Genomic DNA, 17,193 nt, shown 5'->3' with positions numbered 1-17,193 from the left:
GGCTGGCAGCTCTACGTCTACCTCCGTCGCCTGCACCGCGACGGCACCCGCTGAAGGGGGGGGGCGCCCCCCCCCCCCCCCCCCCCCCCCCCCCCCCACCCCCGCCCCCCCCCCCCCCCCCCGCGGCCCCCCCCCACGTCGCGTCCGGGCCTCAGGAGCCCTTCGGGGTCGCACTCGTCCGGCTCAGCCGCAGGTTCTCCAGCCGGTCGAAACCGTCCAGCAGCCGCTCACCCACGAGCCGCATCCTGCGCAACGTCGACGGGGGCAGCAGCACCGCCCGCACCCGCCTCCCGCGCGACACCGTCGCGGCCAGGGCCTGCCGCACCGTGCGCAGGTCCTTCCGCATCGGCCCGATCTCACCCGGGTCCCTGGCGAACAGCGACCGCTCCACCGCCGAGGCGATCGCCGCCAGGGCCGCAGCCGCTTCGGGGCCGAGCTCGTACTGCTGGGTCAGCCGCCGCGCCAGGGCGCGCGGCGTCTCGCTGGCGTGCCGGGCCATCCCGTAGTCGAGCAGCGCGTCGTCCAGCTCCGCCCACGCCGCGCCGGGCCCGCCCGCGGGCATGCCCGGCGCGCCGCCACCCGCCCGGACGGACGTGTCGCCGCCGTCCCGGCCGAGAGCGCGGACGCGCCGGCCGCGGCTCACCAGCCGCAGCCCCGCCGGCAGGAGCAGGACCAGCAGGAGCGCGGCGGCCCCGATGCCGAGCTTGCCGGCCAGCGGCATCGAGTCGTCCGGCGGCAGCCCGCCGGTGGCCAGGCTCGCCTCGCGGTCCAGCTCGCGCGGGTTGACCCGGGCCTGCGGGTCCACCGGCTCGTCGGCGGAACTGCTCGTCGCCCCGGGCGTCGGGCTCGTGCTGTCGCCCTCCACCGGGTCGAGCGGCGGCACCGTGTACGCCGGCACCCGGGCGCTGCCCTGGCCGAGCGACCCGGTCGGGGTCGGCTCGAACGGCAGCCAGCCCACGCCCTCGAAGTACAGCTCGGGCCAGGAGTGGGAGTCGTTCGTCCCCACCATCCAGCGGTCCGCGATCTTCGTGCCGCCGGTGTAGCCGATCGCCACCCGCGACGGGATGCCCACCAACCTGGCCAGCACCGCCATCGAGGCCGCGAACTGCTCGCAGTAGCCCGCCCGGCTGCGCAGCAGGAAGTCCCGCAGCGCGTTGTTGTCGTGGCCCTGCGTCCTGAGGCTGTAGGTGAAGTTGCCGGTCTTGGTGAAGAACTCCTGCAACTTCACCGCCGCGTCGTACGTCGTGTCGGCGTCGCCCGTGATCCGGGAGGCCAGCTCCTCGATCTCCGGGGGCAGGTCGTCGGGCAGTCTGAGGAAGCGCGGGTCGGCCCCGCTCCTGTTCTGCGGCAGCGACTCCAGCAGCTCGCCGGTGGCGGCGGGCTCGCTCGTGGCCACCTGGTACTGCAGCCCGGCGGCCTCGTCGCGGGTGGAGAACACCATGAGCGTGTCCACGTCGGCACGCCAGTCGCCGTCGACGCGGATCTGCCGGGGCGGGTACGGCAGCGGCAGGAACGACAGATCGGCGATCTCCTCGCTGATCCGGATGTCGGTCACCACGTTGCCGACCTTGACCCCGCCGCCCAGCCCGGGCGGCGGCGGGAGCGGGCCGTTGTCCGTGCGGTTGTCCGCCGAGCCCTCCGGGCGGGTCATGCCGAACTGCTCGCCGTCGAAGGTGTCGAGCGCGTAGATCCGCAGGTAGCGCGGCTGGTCGTCGTTGTTGGTGTAGGTCAGCACGGTGCGCCGCTCGGGCAGCTCCAGCTGGCCCCGCAGGCCCGCGATGGGGCTGGGGATGCTGATCGAGTTTCCCGCCCCCGACCCCCGGCCGCCCACCCCGAACGTGAAGAACGACACCGGCTCCATGGCGGGCAGCGCGGCCGGCACCAGTACGGCCAGCGCGATCGCGGCGAACCCGATGCGCTTGCCCGACAGGCGCAGCCCCCGCGTGTCCATGGCCGGACGCGAGCCGCTGCGCCCCTCGGCGGTGGCCATCCGCGTGCGGCGCACCAGCACGGCCCGGCCCCAGTGGCCCAGCCGCTCCCGGCCGTCGGCGACGAGCAGGCCGGTGAAGCCGAACGCGGCGAGGATGAACGCGGGCCAGCTGATCGGCTCGGTCAGGATCGTGGCCGGCACCGTGGCCAGCGCCAGCATCGGCAGCCCGGCCAGCGCCGCCCGCCGCAGCCGTACGGCGAACAGGTCCACCAGGGTCGCGATGAGCCCCACCCCGCCCGCCGTCAGCAGCGAGATGCCCTCGTTGGCCGGCACCGGGGCGGCGAACCGCTGGATGTCGGTCCAGCCCGTGGCCAGCACCCGCGCCAGTTCCTCCACCGACCCCTTGGTCGGCACCACGTACAGCCACGCCTCCGGGGCGGCGTACGAGGCGGTCAGGTAGATCCACAGCGCGACGAGCGCGACCGGCGGCGCCGCCCAGGCGGGTAGCGACAGGCGGCCGGCCAGCAGGCTCGCGGCCAGCACCGCCAGCACCGCCCCCGCCGACGACCAGAGCCACGAGGCGGCGTCGAACAGCGGGTAGAGCAGGATCGCCGCGGACAGCGTGGCCGCCGCGGCGGCGACGGACAGTCTCATGCCGCCCCTCCCTGACCGAGTGCGAACCTGCCGCGCTGGGCGGCGTCCTGCCACACCGAGGCGATGGACGTGCCGGCGGGCAGGCGCACGATGCGCCAGCCGTAGCCGGCCAGCACGCCCTGCACCGCCCGGTGGTCGTCCGAGGTGTCCGGCTCGCCGCCGTCCCACGTCTCGACGTCGAGCAGCACGGCCACGCCGGTGACGCCGGTGTGCCGCACCCGGCCCAGTTCCCTGGCCTCCTCCAGGTCGAGCGATCCGAGGACCGCCACGACCAGCCCGTCACCGCCGCCCTGACGCAGCGCCGAGACGCCGATCTCCAGCGAGCGGGCGGGGCTGTGGCGGATGACGGCCAGCGTGTCGAGCAGCGAGTGGCTCACCGCCGTGTCCGTCAGGTGCTCGGAGCCCTGGTCGGTGACCAGGCGCAGCCCGAGGCCCTCGCGCGAGAGGTGCACGCCGATCGACGCCGCCGCCGAGACGGCCACCTCGAACGACGAGCGCGGGCCCTCGCCCCGGTGGGCGTGCCTGCGCGTGTCCAGCAGCAGGGCGCCGCGGCTCTGCCACTGCTGCTCCTCGCGCCGCACCATCAGCTCGCCGTGCCGGGCCGTCGAGCGCCAGTGCACCCGGCGCAGGTCGTCGCCCTGCCGGTACTCGCGCGGGGCCACGTCGTCGTCGCCCGCCGCGGCCACGCTCCGGGTGCGGCTGTCGCCGCCGCCCGTCCACTCGCCCGACAGCCGTACGTGGGGCAGCGCCACCACCTGCGGCGTCACCACGAGGGTGTCGCTGATCGTGAACGACCGGGTCAGCTCCACCAGCCCGAACGGGTCGGCGATGCGCACCGACAGCGGGCCGATCGAGTAGCGGCCGCGCAGGTCGGACCGGACCCGGTAGTCGATCTCGCGGATGCCCCGCGGCTCCACCCGGTCCAGGACGAACCGGGGCCGCACGCCCAGCGCGTACGGCACGGTGTCCTCGATGAGAAGCAGCCCGGTCGGCAGGCGGGTGACGTTCTCCAGGCGCAGGGTCACGGTGGCCTCCCCGCCCACCTCGCTCCTGGCCGGGTCGAGCCGCCGGGCACAGCTCAGCCGGTAGCGGGTCCGCGCCACGACCATCGCCGCGAGCAGCGGCAGCGCCGTCACCAGCACCCCGATCCTGAACAGGTCGTTCTCGCCCAGCAGCACCGCCATGAGCAGCGCCGCGATCCCGGAGGCGAGGAAGGACCTGCCCCTGGAGGTGAGCGCCCGAAGCCCGTCCCTCACGACGCCCGCGTCTCCGGTACGGGCACGCGCCTGAGCAGATCGGTCACCACCTGCTCGGGCAGGCGGCGCTGGCCCTGCGCCTCGACGCTGGGCAGCAGCCGGTGCGCGAGCACGGGCACGGCGAGGTCCTGCAGGTCGTCGGGGATGACGTAGTCGCGGCCGGACAGCGCCGCGTGCGCCCTGGCGGCCCGGACGAGCTGCAACGTCGAGCGCGGGGAGGCGCCCAGCCGCAGGTCGGGGGAGGTGCGGGTGGCGACCACCAGGTCGATGGCGTACTTCTTGACCGGCTGCGCGACGTAGACGCCGCGGACCGCCTCGATGAGCGCCCGCACCTCGGCCGTCGTCGCGACCGGCTCCAGCTTGTCCAGAGGGGAGGCGCCGCCGTGCACGTCGAGCATCTCCAGCTCGGCCGTGGGCGCCGGATAGCCCATCGCGACGCGGGCGGTGAAGCGGTCGCGCTGCGCCTCGGGCAGCGGGTAGGTGCCCTCCATCTCGATGGGGTTCTGGGTGGCGATCACCATGAAGGGCATGTCGAGCCGGTAGGTCACGCCGTCGACCGTGACCTGGTGCTCCTCCATGCACTCCAGCAGGGCCGACTGCGTCTTGGGTGAGGCGCGGTTGATCTCGTCGCCCACCACGATGTTCGCGAACACCGGCCCGGGCTTGAACTCGAACTCCCGCGTCTGCTGGTTGTAGGCGCTGACGCCGGTGATGTCGCTCGGCAGCAGGTCGGGGGTGAACTGCACCCGGCGGACCGGGCAGTCGATGGACCGGGCGAGCGCCTTGGCGAGCATGGTCTTGCCGACCCCGGGTACGTCCTCGATCAGCAGGTGGCCCTCGGCGAGCAGGACGGTGAGGGTGAGACGCACGGCGTCGCTCTTGCCCTCGACCACAGACTCGACCGCCTCGCGGATCCGGTGTGCGGTGGAGACCAGCTCGTCGAGCCGGTGAGGGACGTCATGGGTTACTGCCACCAGGCCTCCATGAGACGAAGTGCTACGGGTGTCCCGGCGGCGTGGACGCCATTGCGGGAGCCATGCCTTTCCTTTTCCATTGTCTGTACGACCCTACGACGCTGCGGGTTCTTGGGCGACTTTTGAGGATTTTCCACAGAAGCGAGTCAGTGTCCGGTTTCTGTGGCATACGCGTGCTGATCCGGTCACACGCCCCTCCGCCTCCGCCCCACCGTCCTCCACCCGCCGCCACCCGCCCGCCACCCGCCCGCCACCCGCCGCCGGTTCCGGTGACCTGCGCGTCTTCGACACGCCCAGGGCGGCCGCGCGGCCCCTCACCGCCCCCCACTCCGCTCCACCGCTCTGACCTGCGGAAACGTCCGGCGAACAGGCGGCGACGTGCTGTTGAATCAGTTGACGGTGGGGAGAAGTGGAGTATGGTGGTGCGCAGTGGAGGGCACGGTGCGTCAGCGCTGGGCGCTTCGCTAGGCACGGGAGGTGGGGCCGATGTTCCTCGGCACCCATCAGCCGCGCCTCGACGACAAGGGACGGCTGTTCCTGCCGGCTAAGTACCGTGAGGAGCTGGCGGAGGGTCTTGTGATCACCAAAGGCCAGGAGCGATGCCTCTACGTCTTTCCCGTGGAGGAGTTCCAGCGCATTACCGAGGCTCTCAGCACCGCCCCGGTCACCGCCAAGGCGGTGCGTGACTACAGCCGCGTCTTCTTCGCCAGCGCGTCCGACGAGACTCCCGACAAGCAGGGACGCATCACGATCCCGCAGAGCCTGCGCCACTACGCGGGCCTGCAGCGTGACTGCGTGGTCATCGGGGCCAACACCCGGCTGGAGATCTGGGACTCGCAGGCATGGGACACCTACCTCCAAGCGCAGGAGCAGGCGTTCGCCGACCTGTCGGAGGAGGTGCTGCCAGGGATCTTGTGAGAGCCACGGTCGATCCGTCGGACATGTCGTTCGGCGAGGTCTCCACCCGCAACCACTGCCCGCCGGCTGATGCACCTTCCCCGGTGTCAGATGGAGGGCGTTCACGAAGAGGGTGCGGATGGGGACCTGGCCGGGCGGCGCCGGGTGGGGACCCAGGAAGGTCCGATCGATCACCGGACGCGCGTCAACCGCGAGCACGGACGCGAGAGGGGGGTTGGAGATGCACGACACCGCAGGCACGGGCGGTCACGTTCCGGTCATGCTCGACCGCGTACTGGAGCTGCTGGCCCCGGCGTTGACGGGCGCGAGCCCGGTCGTCGTCGACGCCAACCTCGGCCTCGGCGGCCACTCGGAGGCCCTGCTCGCGGCCCACCCGTCGCTTCATCTCATCGGCATCGACCGCGACCCGTTCGCGATCGAGTTCTCCACCCGCAGGCTCGCGCCCTACGCCGGCCGGACCACGCTGGTGCACGCCACCTCCGACCGGCTGGCCGACGTGCTCGCCGAGGCGGGCCGCCCGTCGATCGACGGCGCGCTGTTCGACCTCGGCGTGTCCTCGCCGCAGCTCGACGAGGCCGAGCGTGGCTTCGCCTACTCCTACGACGCCCCCCTCGACATGCGGATGGACACCAGCCAGGAGCTGACCGCGGAGAAGGTCGTCAACACCTACTCCGCGGCGGACCTGACGCGCATCCTCCGCGACTACGGGGAGGAACGGTTCGCACCGCGTGTCGCGGGCTTCCTGGTCAGGGAACGGGCCAAGGAGGCCATAACGTCGACCAAGCGGCTCGCAGAGATCGTTCGTGACGCGATCCCGGCCGCGACCCGGCGCACCGGGGGCAACCCCGCCAAGAGGACTTTCCAGGCGCTGCGCATCGAGGTGAACGCGGAGCTCGCCGCCCTGGAGGCGGCGCTTCCCGCAGCTCTCGACGCGCTCGCGCTGGGTGGGCGAGTCGTCGTGCTCTCCTACCACTCCCTCGAGGACCGGCTGACCAAGCAGGTCCTCACGGCGCGAACCAGGGACACCAGCCCGCCCGGGCTGCCCGTCCCGCTGCCGGCTCACCAGCCGCGGTTCCGCCTGCTGACGAGGGGAGCCGAGCTCCCGAGCGAAGAGGAGGTGGCCCGTAACCCGCGGGCCGCCTCGGCCCGGCTACGGGCGGCAGAGAGGATCCGTGTTGACCACCACGACTGAGCAGGACACCGGGCGCGACACGCCCTCCCGCGGAGGGTCGCCCAAGACCGGCGTGAAGCCCGGGCCCGGCGCCACGCCACGGACCGGCCGCCGCCGGCCGCCCGCGCCGCACCAGTCCAAGCCCAACCCGGTCACCGGCCCCGCCCCGGACGCCGCACGCCCCGCCCCGGACACCGACGCCGCCTCCGGCACGCGCCGCGCCGGTGCCGCCCCGCCCGCCGCTTCGGGCTCACGGGCTGCTTCGGGCTCGCGCGCCGCGTCCGGTCCTGCCTCTCGTGCGGGTTCCGGCGCGCGTACCGCGTCGCCTTCCGGGACGCGTCCGGCGCAGAAGCCCGGCACGCGTCCCACGCAGGGGCCCGGCACCGGCACCGGCGCAGGATCGCGTCCCGTGCCGCCGCCGCGACCGGCCGCCGACACCGCCGCCCGCGCCGGTGCCGCGCGGCTGCGCGCGGCCCGTCCAGCGGCGCAGCGCCGGCCCGAGCGGCGGCGCCAGCGCGCGCCGTTCGTGCTGCTCGTCGTCGGCCTGCTGTGCGGCGGCCTGATGAGCCTGCTGCTGCTCAACACCGTCCTGGCGCGCGACTCGATCACCGCCGGCGAGCTGCGCGAGGACATCGCCAACGCGCGCCGGCACAACGAGTACCTGCGCCAGGAGAACGACCGGGCCACCCAGCCCGACGCCATCGCCGACCAGGCCGAGCAGCAGGGCCTGACCCGCGACACGGGCATCAACCCGCTGCCCCTCGACGACGAAGCGCCGCTGCCCGGCAGGGCCGCCGAGCCCGGCCCACAGCGGGGCGCGTCGCCCGACGGGCGATCCGGCACCGGGACGGGCACGGAGACCGGCGCGGAAGCGCCGGAGGCCGGTACGGAGTCCGGTTCGGTGGGCCGCGCGCGGTGAGGGAGACAGGCGGCAAGGGCCCGGGGCCCGGCCGCGGCGCTGGCGGCGCCGGCTCTCAGGGAGGGGCCGGCGCCGTTCGTCGTCGGCCGGGTGGTCCGGGGCGGCAGGGCGGCTCGGCGCGTTCGGAGGGCACGGGGCGGCCGGCTGACGAGCGGCGCGACCCCCGCACCGGCCGTAAGCAGCCCGACCCGTTCGACCTGCCCTTCGGCAGCGGCCCTGCGGCCGACGCCCAACGCCGCCGGCCGCCCCGCGAGGCCGCGGGTGGAGGTCCCGACGATGACGAGCCGCGCGGCTCCGGCGCCCGGCGGCCCCGCACCGGTGACGAACCGCCGGGGCCCTCCGGGCAGCGGCCCCGCGCGGGAGACGCCGCCGGCTCCTCCACCCGGCGCTCACGTACCGGCGACGAGCCGTCGGTCGGGCACGATCGCGGGCGCGAGCGTGCCCTGCGCGAGGACGCCGCCGCCCCCCGCTCCCGTGCGGGTCAGGACGACGCGAAGAGGCGTACCGGTGCGGGTCAGGACGACGCGCGTGGTCGTACCCGTGCGGGTCAGGACGACGCGAAGAGGCGTACCGGTGCGGGTCAGGACGACGCGCGTGGTCGTGCCCGTGCGGGTCAGGACGACGCGCGTGGTCGGACCCGCGTCGCGCACCCGGGCGACGCCCCGGACCGCGCCCGCGACGGAGCCGCCGGTCGTCCCCGCGACAGCCGCCACCGGCCGGACGCCGCCACCGGCCGGACCCGTTCCGACGACGCCCTCGGCCGGGCCCGGGAGGGGCGGGAGCCGCGCGACGGCGCGCGCCGCGGCTGGAACGCCTGGCGCCCGTGGCAGGACGGCGACGAGCGGCGGCCCGGGCGCGGCGGCGACGGCCCCCGGCCTCCCCGCAGGCCCCCGGCGCCCCCGCGCCCGCCCAAGCCGCCCCTCGTGCTGCGCCTGGGCAACCCCCGCCGGCGCATCAACATCGGCCTGATCGGCATGACCTTCATCCTGTCGATCTTCGCCGGGCGGCTCATCCAGATGCAGGGCCTCGACTCCAAGGTCTACGAGGCGGCGGCCGCCGGCCAGCGGCTGCACAAGGAGGTCATCCCGGCCAAGCGCGGCACGATCACCGACGTCAACGGCCACGCCCTGGCCGTGACCGTCGAGGCGCGCGAGGTCGCCATCGACCCGAGCAAGGTGCCCGCCGAGGTCCGTCCCAAGATCGCGGCGATCCTGGCCAGGCACCTCGGCAAGTCCGAGCAGGAGATGGCCGCCAAGCTGGCCAAGGACGACACCCGCTACCAGCTCCTGGCCAGGGACGTCGACCCGGTCGTGGCCGACCGGCTGCTCAGGGGGGGCGTGCCGGCGCTGACGGAGAAGCGGACCTACCGCCGCCTCTACCCGGGGGGCGATCTGGCCGGAAGCCTCATCGGGTTCGTCGGCGACGAGGGCAAGGGCCTCGGCGGCATCGAGGCGGCCAAGAACTCCCTGCTGGCCGGCCGCGACGGCGAGTTGCGCGCCGAGACCGGCCGCGACGGGCAGCGCATCCCGATGACCAGCAGCCAGCGGACCGCCCCCGTCGACGGCCGCGACGTACGGCTGACGATCGACCGCGACATCCAGTGGGCCGCCCAGCGCACGCTCGCGGAGCAGGTCGAGAAGTCGGGCGCGAGCAGCGGCACCGTCATCGTCATGGACGTGCGCACGGCCCAGATCCTCGCCATGGCCAACGCGCCCGAGCTGGACCTGGACAACTGGCGCAGCTCGTCCCCCGACCTGTACGTCAACCGCGCCGCCTCCGACGTGTTCGAGCCCGGCAGCACCAACAAGGTGATCACGGCGGCGGCCGCGCTGGAGGCGCGCGCCGTCACACCTGGCACGGTGTTCCAGGTCAAGGACAACATCAAGTGCGCCGACCGGACCCTGCGCGACGCCCACCCGCACCCGCCGCAGGCCATGACGTTCCAGGAGGCGATGGCCCAGTCCAGCAACGTCGCCACCATCATGGCCGCGCGCAAGATCGGCGACGCGAAGCTGTACGAGATGCTCCGGGCGTTCGGGTTCGGCAGCCGGTCGGGCGGCGGCGTGCCCGGCGCCGGGGCGGGCCTGCTGCCCGACCACAAGAACTGGTCGGGCAGCCAGAGCTGCACCGTAGCCTATGGTCAGGGCGTGTCGGTGACGGCGCTGCAGATGGCCAGCGTCTACCAGACCATCGCCAACGGCGGTGTCAAGGTGGAGCCGCAGATCGTGGCGGGCACCACCGACGCGGCGGGCAGGTTCGTCCCCGCTCCTGCCGGTAAGCAGACCAGGGTGGTGAGCGAGAAGACCGCCGACGAGATCACGACCATGCTGGAGGCCGCAGTGAGCGCGCAGGGCACCGGCGAGCTGGCCGCGATCCCCGGCTACCGGGTCGCGGGCAAGACCGGCACCGCCGACCGCTACGATCAGCAACTCGGCCGTTACGACGGCTACACGGCCTCCTTCGCGGGCTTCAGCCCCGCCGACGCGCCCCGCCTGGTGGTGCTCTCGGTGCTGCAGAACCCGAAGAACGGTCATTTCGGCGGGCAGGTCGCCGCGCCCGTGTTCAAGGATGTGATGACGTTCGCCATCAAGAGCAGGAAGATCCCGCCGACCGGCTCGGCCGCGCCTCCAGCGCGGACACGCGCGGGACAGTGACCGGGAAAGGTACGCTGCCGCCGTGCGTCCCCCGTCCATGCGTCCCACGACCACCGCGCCCCGTCCGCTGACGGGGCTCGCGACCATGCTCGACGCCGAGCCCGGCTCGCCCAGGTCGCCCCACGCCGCGCTGACCGGCGTCACCCTCGACTCCCGCCAGGTCATGCGCGGCGACCTCTATGTCGCCGTGCGCGGCGCACACGCGCACGGCGCGAGCTTCGCCGGCGAGGCGCTGGCGCGCGGCGCCGTCGCCGTGCTCACCGATCCCGCCGGCCGCGAGGCGGCGGCGGCGACCGGGCTGCCGGTGCTGGTCGTGCCCGACCCGCGCGCCCTGCTCGGGCAGATCGCCTCGTGGGTGTACGGCCAGCCGGCGCACGACATCCAGGTGCTGGGCGTCACCGGCACCAGCGGCAAGTCGACCACCACGTTCCTGCTGGAGGCGGGGCTGCGCGCGGCGGGGCACACGGCGGGGCTGGTCGGCGGCGTCGAGATCCGGGTGGGCGACGACCGTTTCCCGGCCCGGCTGACCACGCCGGAGGCGTCGGAGCTGCACGGCTTGTTCGGCCTCATGCGCGAGCGCGGGGTGACGGCCGCCGCGATGGAGGTCTCCAGCCACGCCCTGGCGCTCGGCCGGGTCGACGGCGTCTTCTACGACGTGGCCCTGTTCACCAACCTGTCGCAGGATCATCTCGACTTCCACAAGGACCTCGACGACTATTTCTCGACCAAGGCGCGGCTGTTCCAGCCGGAGCTGAGCCGCGCGGGCGTGACCAACCTCGACGACCCCCACGGCCGCGAGCTGCTGGCGCGGGCCAAGGTGCCGATGACGACCTTCTCCGCGCTGGGCGACCCGTCGGCCGACTGGCGGGCCCTCGACACCCGGCTGGGCGCCGACGGCAGCACGTTCCGCGTGGTCGGCCCGGGCGGGGTGGAGGCCGACGCGCAGATCGCGCTGCCCGGCCCGTTCAACGTGGCCAACGCGCTCGGCGCGGTCGTCACGCTGGTCGAGGCCGGGGTGACGCTGCAGACGGCCGTCCACGGGGTCGGCGCCGCGGCCGGGGTGCCCGGCCGGATGGAGCGGGTGACCGGGCCCGGCGAGGACTTCCAGGCCGTCGTCGACTACTCGCACAAGCCGGGTGCGGTCGAGTCGGTGCTGCACTCGTTGCGCGAGGTGACCGCGGGGCGCCTCACCGTGGTGCTGGGCTGCGGCGGCGACCGTGACGCCGGAAAACGCCCGCTGATGGGCGAGGCCGCGGCGCGGCTGGCCGATGTGGCGATTTTCACCAGCGACAATCCCCGCTCCGAGGACCCGCTGGCGATCCTGGCCGCGATGATGGAGGGAGCGCTCCGCGTTCCGCAGCACGACCGCGCTCATGTGATCATTGAGCCTGACCGCGCGGCCGCCATCGACCGGGCGATCGGCCGGGCCGAGCGCGGCGACGTGGTCGTCGTGGCAGGCAAGGGCCACGAGCAGGGCCAGTACATCTCAGGCGAAGTGATCCCCTTCGACGACCGCGAGGTCGTCGCCGAGGCGATCGCCGCACGCAAGGAAAGCAGGAAGCACGCATGATCCCGTTGCCCCTGGCCAGGATCGCCGAGATCACCTCGGGCGCCCTGTCGGGCAAGGCCGACCCCCGGGCGGTGGTCCGCGGTCCCGTCGTGATCGACTCGCGCGACGTCCGGCCGGGATCGCTGTTCGTCGCGTTCAAGGGCGCGCGCGTCGACGGCCACGACTACGCCGCCCAGGCGGTCCGGGCCGGAGCCGTCGCGGTGCTGGCGAGCAGGCCGGTCGAGGCGCCCGCGGTGATCGTGCCCGATCCGGCTCTCGCGCTGGCCGGGCTGGCCACGGCGCAGGCGGCGGCGCTGCCCGACGCCACCGTGATCGGCGTGACCGGGTCGGCCGGCAAGACGACCACCAAGGACCTGCTGGCCCGGCTCACCGCGCGGATCGGCCCGACCATCGCGCCGGTCGGCAGCTACAACAACGAGATCGGCCACCCGCTGACGGTGCTCAAGGCCGACCTCGACACCCGGTTCATGGTGCTGGAGCTCAGCGCGCGCAACATCGGCCACATCGAGGCGCTCACCCGCATCGCGCCGCCCCGCATCGGCGTCGTCCTCAACGTCGGCACCGCCCACCTCGGCGTGTTCGGCGGCAAGGAGGCGATCGCGCGGGCCAAGGGCGAGCTGGTCGAGGCGCTGCCCCGCGACGGGGTCGCGGTGCTCAACGCCGACGACCCGCTGGTGCGGGCGATGGCCGCGCGCACCGCCGCCCGGGTCACCCTGTACGGGCAGGGCGAGGACGCCGCGATCCGCGCCGAGGGCGTGACCGTGGACGAGCGCGGCCGGGCCTCCTTCACGCTGCACACGCCCTCCGGCGCCGCCCCGGTCAAGCTGAAGCTGTACGGCGCCCCGGCCGTCGAGAACTCCCTGGCCGCCGCGGCGGCCGCCTACGAGCTGGGACTGCCCGTCGCCACCATCGCCGAGGAGCTGTCGGAGGCCACGCCGCGCAGCCGGTGGCGCATGGAGGTCACCGACCGGCCCGACGGGGTCACGGTCGTCAACGACGCCTACAACGCCAATCCCGATTCGATGCGGGCCGCGTTCGAGGCGCTGGGCGCGCTCGGCAAGGGGCGGCGGCGGTTCGCCGTGATCGCGGCCCTGCGCGAGCTGGGCGAGGACGGCGCTGCGCTCAACGAGGAGCTGGGCCGCCTGGCGGGCGGCTCGGGCCTGGCCGGCCTCGTCGTCGCCGGCCCCGACGCGGAGCCGGTCCTGGAGGGGGCCGCGGCGGTCGCGGGGCCCCCGTCCGCCGTCTCGCCGGACATTTCCGGTATGTCGCCCAGCAACGGCCGGGCGCTCCCGATCGTGCACGTGCCCGACGCGCAGGCCGCCGCCGCCCAGGTGGACGCCTGGCTGCAGCCCGGTGACGTGGTGCTGGTCAAGGGCCCGCGGGCGATGGGTCTTGAGAGGACGGCCGAGCTGCTGCTCGGGGGTGCCCCCCAGTGACCAACATCATCATCGCCGGCGCGGTCGGCCTGATCCTGTCCATGCTCGGCACGCCCCTGGCCATCCGGCTGTTCTCCCGGCGCGGCTACGGCCAGGAGATCCGCGAGGAAGGCCCGTCCGGCCACTACGACAAGCGCGGCACCCCCACCATGGGCGGCACCGTCATCGTGCTGGCCTCCCTGCTCGCCTACGGCGGCTCGCACGCGGCCACGCTCACCCCGCCGACCGTGTCCGGGCTGCTCGTGCTGTTCCTGATGACCGGACTCGGCGCGGTCGGCTTCCTCGACGACTTCATCAAGATCTACAAGCAGCGCAGCCTGGGCCTGCGCAGCGGCGCCAAGGCCCTCGGCCAGCTCGTCGTCGGCGCGGTCTTCGCCGTCCTGGTCACCCAGCAGGCCAACGTCTACGGCATCACCCCCGCCGAGACCCGGCTGTCCTTCCTGCGCGACTTCGGACCGTCGATCGGCATCGTCGGGTTCACCGTCTGGGTCCTGATCATGATCGTCGGCTTCTCCAACGCGGTGAACCTCACCGACGGCCTTGACGGCCTGGCCAGCGGCGCCACCGGCGTCGTGCTCGCCGCGTACGTGCTGATCGGCAACTGGCAGCTGCGCAACAACTGCATCGACCAGCTCGGCCCCAACTGCTACTGGGTGCGCGACCCGCTCGACCTCGCCGTGGTGGCCGCGGCCGTGCTCGGCGCCCTGATCGGCTTCCTGTGGTGGAACGCCCCGCCCGCCCGGATCTTCATGGGCGACACCGGCTCGCTGGCGCTCGGCGGCGTCCTGGCGGGCCTGGCCATCGCCACCCGCACCCAGCTCCTGCTGATCATCCTCGCCGGCCTCTGCGTGATCATCACGCTGTCCGTCATCATCCAGGTCGGCTTCTTCAAGATGACCGGCAAACGCGTCTTCCGGATGGCGCCGCTGCAGCACCACTTCGAGCTCAAGGGCTGGGCCGAGACCACGATCGTGGTCCGCTTCTGGCTGATCGCCATGCTCTGCGCCGCCCTCGGCCTCGGCCTGTTCTACGTCGAGTGGATGCCGAGGTGACCCGATGAGCCGCACCTGCGTCGCCGGGCTCGGCGTCTCCGGCACCGCCGTCGCGCGGGCGCTCGCCGGGCGCGGCGAGCACGTCGTGGTCGTCGAGTCCACCGAGGGCGAACGGCAGCGCGCGGCGGCCGCCGAGCTGGCCGGACAGGGCGTCGAGGTGCGGTTCGGGCCGATGGAGCTGCCCGAGGGCGTCAGCCGGCTCGTCACCACCGGCTGGGCGCCGCACCACCCGCTCATCGCCGCCGCGTCCGCCGCCGGCGTGGAGATCGTCGGCGAGGTCGAGCTGGCCTGGCGGCTGCGACCCGCCCACGCCGCCCCCTGGCTGGCGCTGACCGGCACCAACGGCAAGACCACGGCCGTGCGCATGCTCACCTCCATCCTGCGGGCGGCCGGCCGCGACGCGCTCGCCGTCGGCAACGTGGGCGTCCCGGTCATCCAGGCCGTCACGGAACCGTACGACGTGCTCGCCGTCGAGCTGTCGAGCTTCCAGCTCCACTGGTCGAGCAGCCTCGCCCCGCACGCCGCCGCCATCCTCAACGTGGCGCCCGACCACCTCGACTGGCACGGCTCCATGGACGCCTACGCCGCGGCCAAGGGACGCATCTACGAGCGGGCCGGCACCGTCGTGCACAACGCCGACGACCCCGAGGCCGCCCGCCTGGCCGAGCCCTACGCCGGAGCCGTCGGCTTCACGCTCGGCGTCCCCCGGCCCGGCCAGCTCGGCGTGGTCGAGGACCTCCTCGTCGACCGGGCGTTCGTTGCCGACCCCGTCGAGGTGGCCGAGGAGCTGGCCACTCTGGCCGACGTGCGCCCCCTCGCCCCGCACAACGTGGCCAACGCCCTGGCCGCCGCCGCGCTGGCCCGCTCCGTGGGCGTGCCCGCCGCCGCCGTGCGGCAGGGCCTGCGCGACTTCACGCCCGACCCGCACCGGCTGGCCCACGTCGAGCGGATCGGCGAGGTCGACTACGTCGACGACTCCAAGGCCACCAACCCGCACGCGGCCGCAGCCGCCCTGTCGGCCTACCGCTCGATCGTGTGGATCGCGGGCGGCCAGCTCAAGGGCGCCGACGTGGACGACCTGGTACGCCGGGCCGCCCCCCGGCTGCGCGGCGCGGTGCTGCTCGGCGCCGACCGCGCCACGATCGCCGAGGCACTCGCGCGACACGCGCCGAATGTCCCCGTCGTGGACATCCCCGGCCAAGACACTGGAACGATGAACCGAGTCGTCTCCGAAGCCGCCCGCCTGGCCTCGCCGGGGGACACCGTGCTGCTCTCCCCGGCCGGCGCGTCGCTCGACATGTTCACCGGCTACCCGGCCCGGGGGGAGGCCTTCGCGCGAGCCGTACGCGAGTTGAAGGCGGCCACGTGAGCGCCACCACCGACGACCGGCCGCGGCGCACCGCCGTCGAGGGCCCGGCCGGGTGGGCCCGCGAGCAGCTCGGCGCGCTCAAGGAGCTGCTGGGCAAGCCGCTCACCACCTACTACCTGGTCATCGGGTGCAGCGGGCTGCTGCTGGCGCTCGGGCTGATGATGGTGCTGTCCGCCTCCAGCATCGAGTCGATGCAGAAGACCGGCAGCCCCTACTCGTGGTTCATCAAGCAGTCGCTGTCGGCCGCGGTCGGCGTGGTCGTCATGTGGGTGTGCGCGCGGCTGCCGCACAAGTTCTTCCGCTGGGCCGGCTACCCGCTGATGGCGCTGTCCATCATCGCGCTGGTCATGGTGCTGTTCATCGGCTCCGCCGAGCTGGGCGCCCAGCGGTGGATCTACCTGCCGGGCGGGCTGACCATCCAGCCGTCCGAGCCGGCCAAGCTCGGCCTGGCCCTGTGGGGCGCCGACCTGCTCGCCCGCCGGGCCCGCCAGGGCCGCATCGAGTGGCGGCACATGCTCATCCCGCTCATGCCCGGCACGGCCATCCTGGCCGTCATGGTCATGCTCGGCCGCGACCTGGGCACCACCCTCGTGCTGTTCATGATCTTCCTGGCGCTGCTGTGGGTGGTGGGGGCGCCGATCCGGCTGTTCGGCGGCATCCTGGCGCTCGCCGTGCTCGCCGCCGTCATCATGATCAGGGTGGAGCCCTACCGGATGGCCCGGGTCAACTCGATGCTCAACCCGTGGGCCGACGCGCAGGGCGCCGGCTACCAGGCCGTGCAGGGGCAGATCGCGATGGGCTCCGGCGGATGGTTCGGCCTCGGCCTCGGCAGCAGCCGGGCCAAGTGGAACTGGCTGCCGCACGGCGAGAGCGACTTCATCTTCGCCATCCTCGGCGAGGAGCTGGGCCTCATGGGCACCCTCGTCGTGGTGGCGCTGTTCGGCCTGCTCGGCTACGCGGGGCTGCGCGTCGCCACCCGGGTCAACGACCCCTTCGTCCGCCTGGCCGCCGCCGCCGTGGTCGCCTGGATCGCCGGGCAGGCCATCGTCAACATGGGCGCCGTGCTCGGCGTGCTGCCGATCACCGGCATTCCGCTGCCCCTGGTGTCGTACGGCGGCTCGGCGCTGCTGCCGACGCTGGCCGCGCTCGGGATGCTCCTGTCGTTCGCCAAGAGGGAACCGGGTGCGCGCGAAGCTCTGGCCGCACGCGGCCCCGGGCCGGCCGTACGGGCCCTAAGCTGGCTTGGCCTGGGCGGAATGACCAGACGCGGAGCGAGACGTTAGGGAGTGG

At 73.9% G+C, this 17,193-nt stretch carries 13 protein-coding genes; 9 read left to right on the top strand and 4 right to left on the bottom strand.

Annotated features, from left to right (window positions below; translation table 11 throughout):
- Positions 1 to 151: 151 nt before the first annotated feature.
- Genes ACGF0J_RS24595 through ACGF0J_RS24585 form a run of 3 tightly spaced genes read right to left on the bottom strand, consistent with a single transcriptional unit; the run spans position 152 to position 4,814 of the window.
- Positions 152 to 2,584, bottom strand: a complete 2,433-nt coding sequence (locus tag ACGF0J_RS24595) for a transglutaminaseTgpA domain-containing protein (protein WP_393149311.1) — start codon at positions 2,582 to 2,584, stop codon at positions 152 to 154.
- A complete protein-coding gene (locus ACGF0J_RS24590; protein WP_393149310.1) occupies positions 2,581 to 3,840 on the bottom strand; it encodes a DUF58 domain-containing protein in 1,260 nt (419 codons plus the stop codon). Before ACGF0J_RS24590 ends, ACGF0J_RS24595 begins: the two co-directional genes overlap by 4 nt.
- Positions 3,837 to 4,814, bottom strand: a complete 978-nt coding sequence (locus ACGF0J_RS24585; protein ID WP_101783010.1) for a MoxR family ATPase — start codon at positions 4,812 to 4,814, stop codon at positions 3,837 to 3,839. The genes ACGF0J_RS24590 and ACGF0J_RS24585 overlap by 4 nt, the downstream gene beginning before the upstream one ends.
- 486 nt (positions 4,815 to 5,300) lie before the next feature.
- On the opposite strand from ACGF0J_RS24585, the gene mraZ reads away from it, so the two are divergent.
- From mraZ to ACGF0J_RS24570, 3 genes are all read left to right on the top strand, one after another.
- Positions 5,301 to 5,732 (top strand): division/cell wall cluster transcriptional repressor MraZ, encoded by a 432-nt coding sequence (gene mraZ, locus ACGF0J_RS24580; RefSeq protein ID WP_393149309.1) that lies wholly within the window; start codon positions 5,301 to 5,303, stop codon positions 5,730 to 5,732.
- 220 nt (positions 5,733 to 5,952) lie between these two features.
- Positions 5,953 to 6,924 (top strand): 16S rRNA (cytosine(1402)-N(4))-methyltransferase RsmH, encoded by a 972-nt coding sequence (gene rsmH, locus ACGF0J_RS24575; protein WP_393149308.1) that lies wholly within the window; start codon positions 5,953 to 5,955, stop codon positions 6,922 to 6,924.
- Positions 6,925 to 7,312: 388 nt separating this feature from the next.
- Complete coding sequence (locus ACGF0J_RS24570; RefSeq protein WP_393149307.1) at positions 7,313 to 7,822, top strand: hypothetical protein; 510 nt, start codon at positions 7,313 to 7,315, stop codon at positions 7,820 to 7,822.
- 389 nt (positions 7,823 to 8,211) lie between these two features.
- Here ACGF0J_RS24570 and ACGF0J_RS24565 read toward each other — a convergent pair whose 3' ends face one another.
- Complete coding sequence (locus tag ACGF0J_RS24565; protein WP_393149306.1) at positions 8,212 to 8,535, bottom strand: hypothetical protein; 324 nt, start codon at positions 8,533 to 8,535, stop codon at positions 8,212 to 8,214.
- 210 nt (positions 8,536 to 8,745) lie between these two features.
- Here ACGF0J_RS24565 and ACGF0J_RS24560 point away from each other — a divergent pair, with 210 nt between their 5' ends.
- Genes ACGF0J_RS24560 through ftsW form a run of 6 tightly spaced genes read left to right on the top strand, consistent with a single transcriptional unit; the run spans position 8,746 to position 17,186 of the window.
- Entirely contained in the window at positions 8,746 to 10,476 is a 1,731-nt protein-coding gene (locus ACGF0J_RS24560) for a peptidoglycan D,D-transpeptidase FtsI family protein (RefSeq protein ID WP_393149305.1), read from the top strand.
- Between the two features lie 37 nt (positions 10,477 to 10,513).
- Entirely contained in the window at positions 10,514 to 12,046 is a 1,533-nt protein-coding gene (locus tag ACGF0J_RS24555) for a UDP-N-acetylmuramoyl-L-alanyl-D-glutamate--2,6-diaminopimelate ligase (protein ID WP_393149542.1), read from the top strand.
- Entirely contained in the window at positions 12,043 to 13,482 is a 1,440-nt protein-coding gene (murF, locus tag ACGF0J_RS24550; RefSeq protein WP_393149304.1) for a UDP-N-acetylmuramoyl-tripeptide--D-alanyl-D-alanine ligase, read from the top strand. The genes ACGF0J_RS24555 and murF overlap by 4 nt, the downstream gene beginning before the upstream one ends.
- Positions 13,479 to 14,534: a phospho-N-acetylmuramoyl-pentapeptide-transferase gene (gene mraY / locus ACGF0J_RS24545; RefSeq protein ID WP_393149303.1), complete on the top strand. Its 1,056-nt coding sequence runs from the start codon at positions 13,479 to 13,481 to the stop codon at positions 14,532 to 14,534. The genes murF and mraY overlap by 4 nt, the downstream gene beginning before the upstream one ends.
- A gap of 4 nt (positions 14,535 to 14,538) precedes the next feature.
- The gene (gene murD / locus ACGF0J_RS24540) at positions 14,539 to 15,903 is read left to right on the top strand and encodes a UDP-N-acetylmuramoyl-L-alanine--D-glutamate ligase (RefSeq protein ID WP_393149302.1); all 1,365 of its coding nucleotides are present in this window, start codon (positions 14,539 to 14,541) and stop codon (positions 15,901 to 15,903) included.
- On the top strand, positions 15,900 to 17,186 hold the full coding sequence (ftsW, locus tag ACGF0J_RS24535; RefSeq protein ID WP_393149301.1) for a putative lipid II flippase FtsW: 1,287 nt from the start codon (positions 15,900 to 15,902) through the stop codon (positions 17,184 to 17,186). Before murD ends, ftsW begins: the two co-directional genes overlap by 4 nt.
- Positions 17,187 to 17,193: the final 7 nt, after the last annotated feature.

The sequence above is a fragment of the Nonomuraea sp. NPDC047897 genome (assembly GCF_043204415.1).
Taxonomy (GTDB): Bacteria; Actinomycetota; Actinomycetes; order Streptosporangiales; family Streptosporangiaceae; genus Nonomuraea.
Note: the sequence above shows the minus strand (reverse complement) of the source record. Positions and strands in the feature narration are given on the sequence as shown.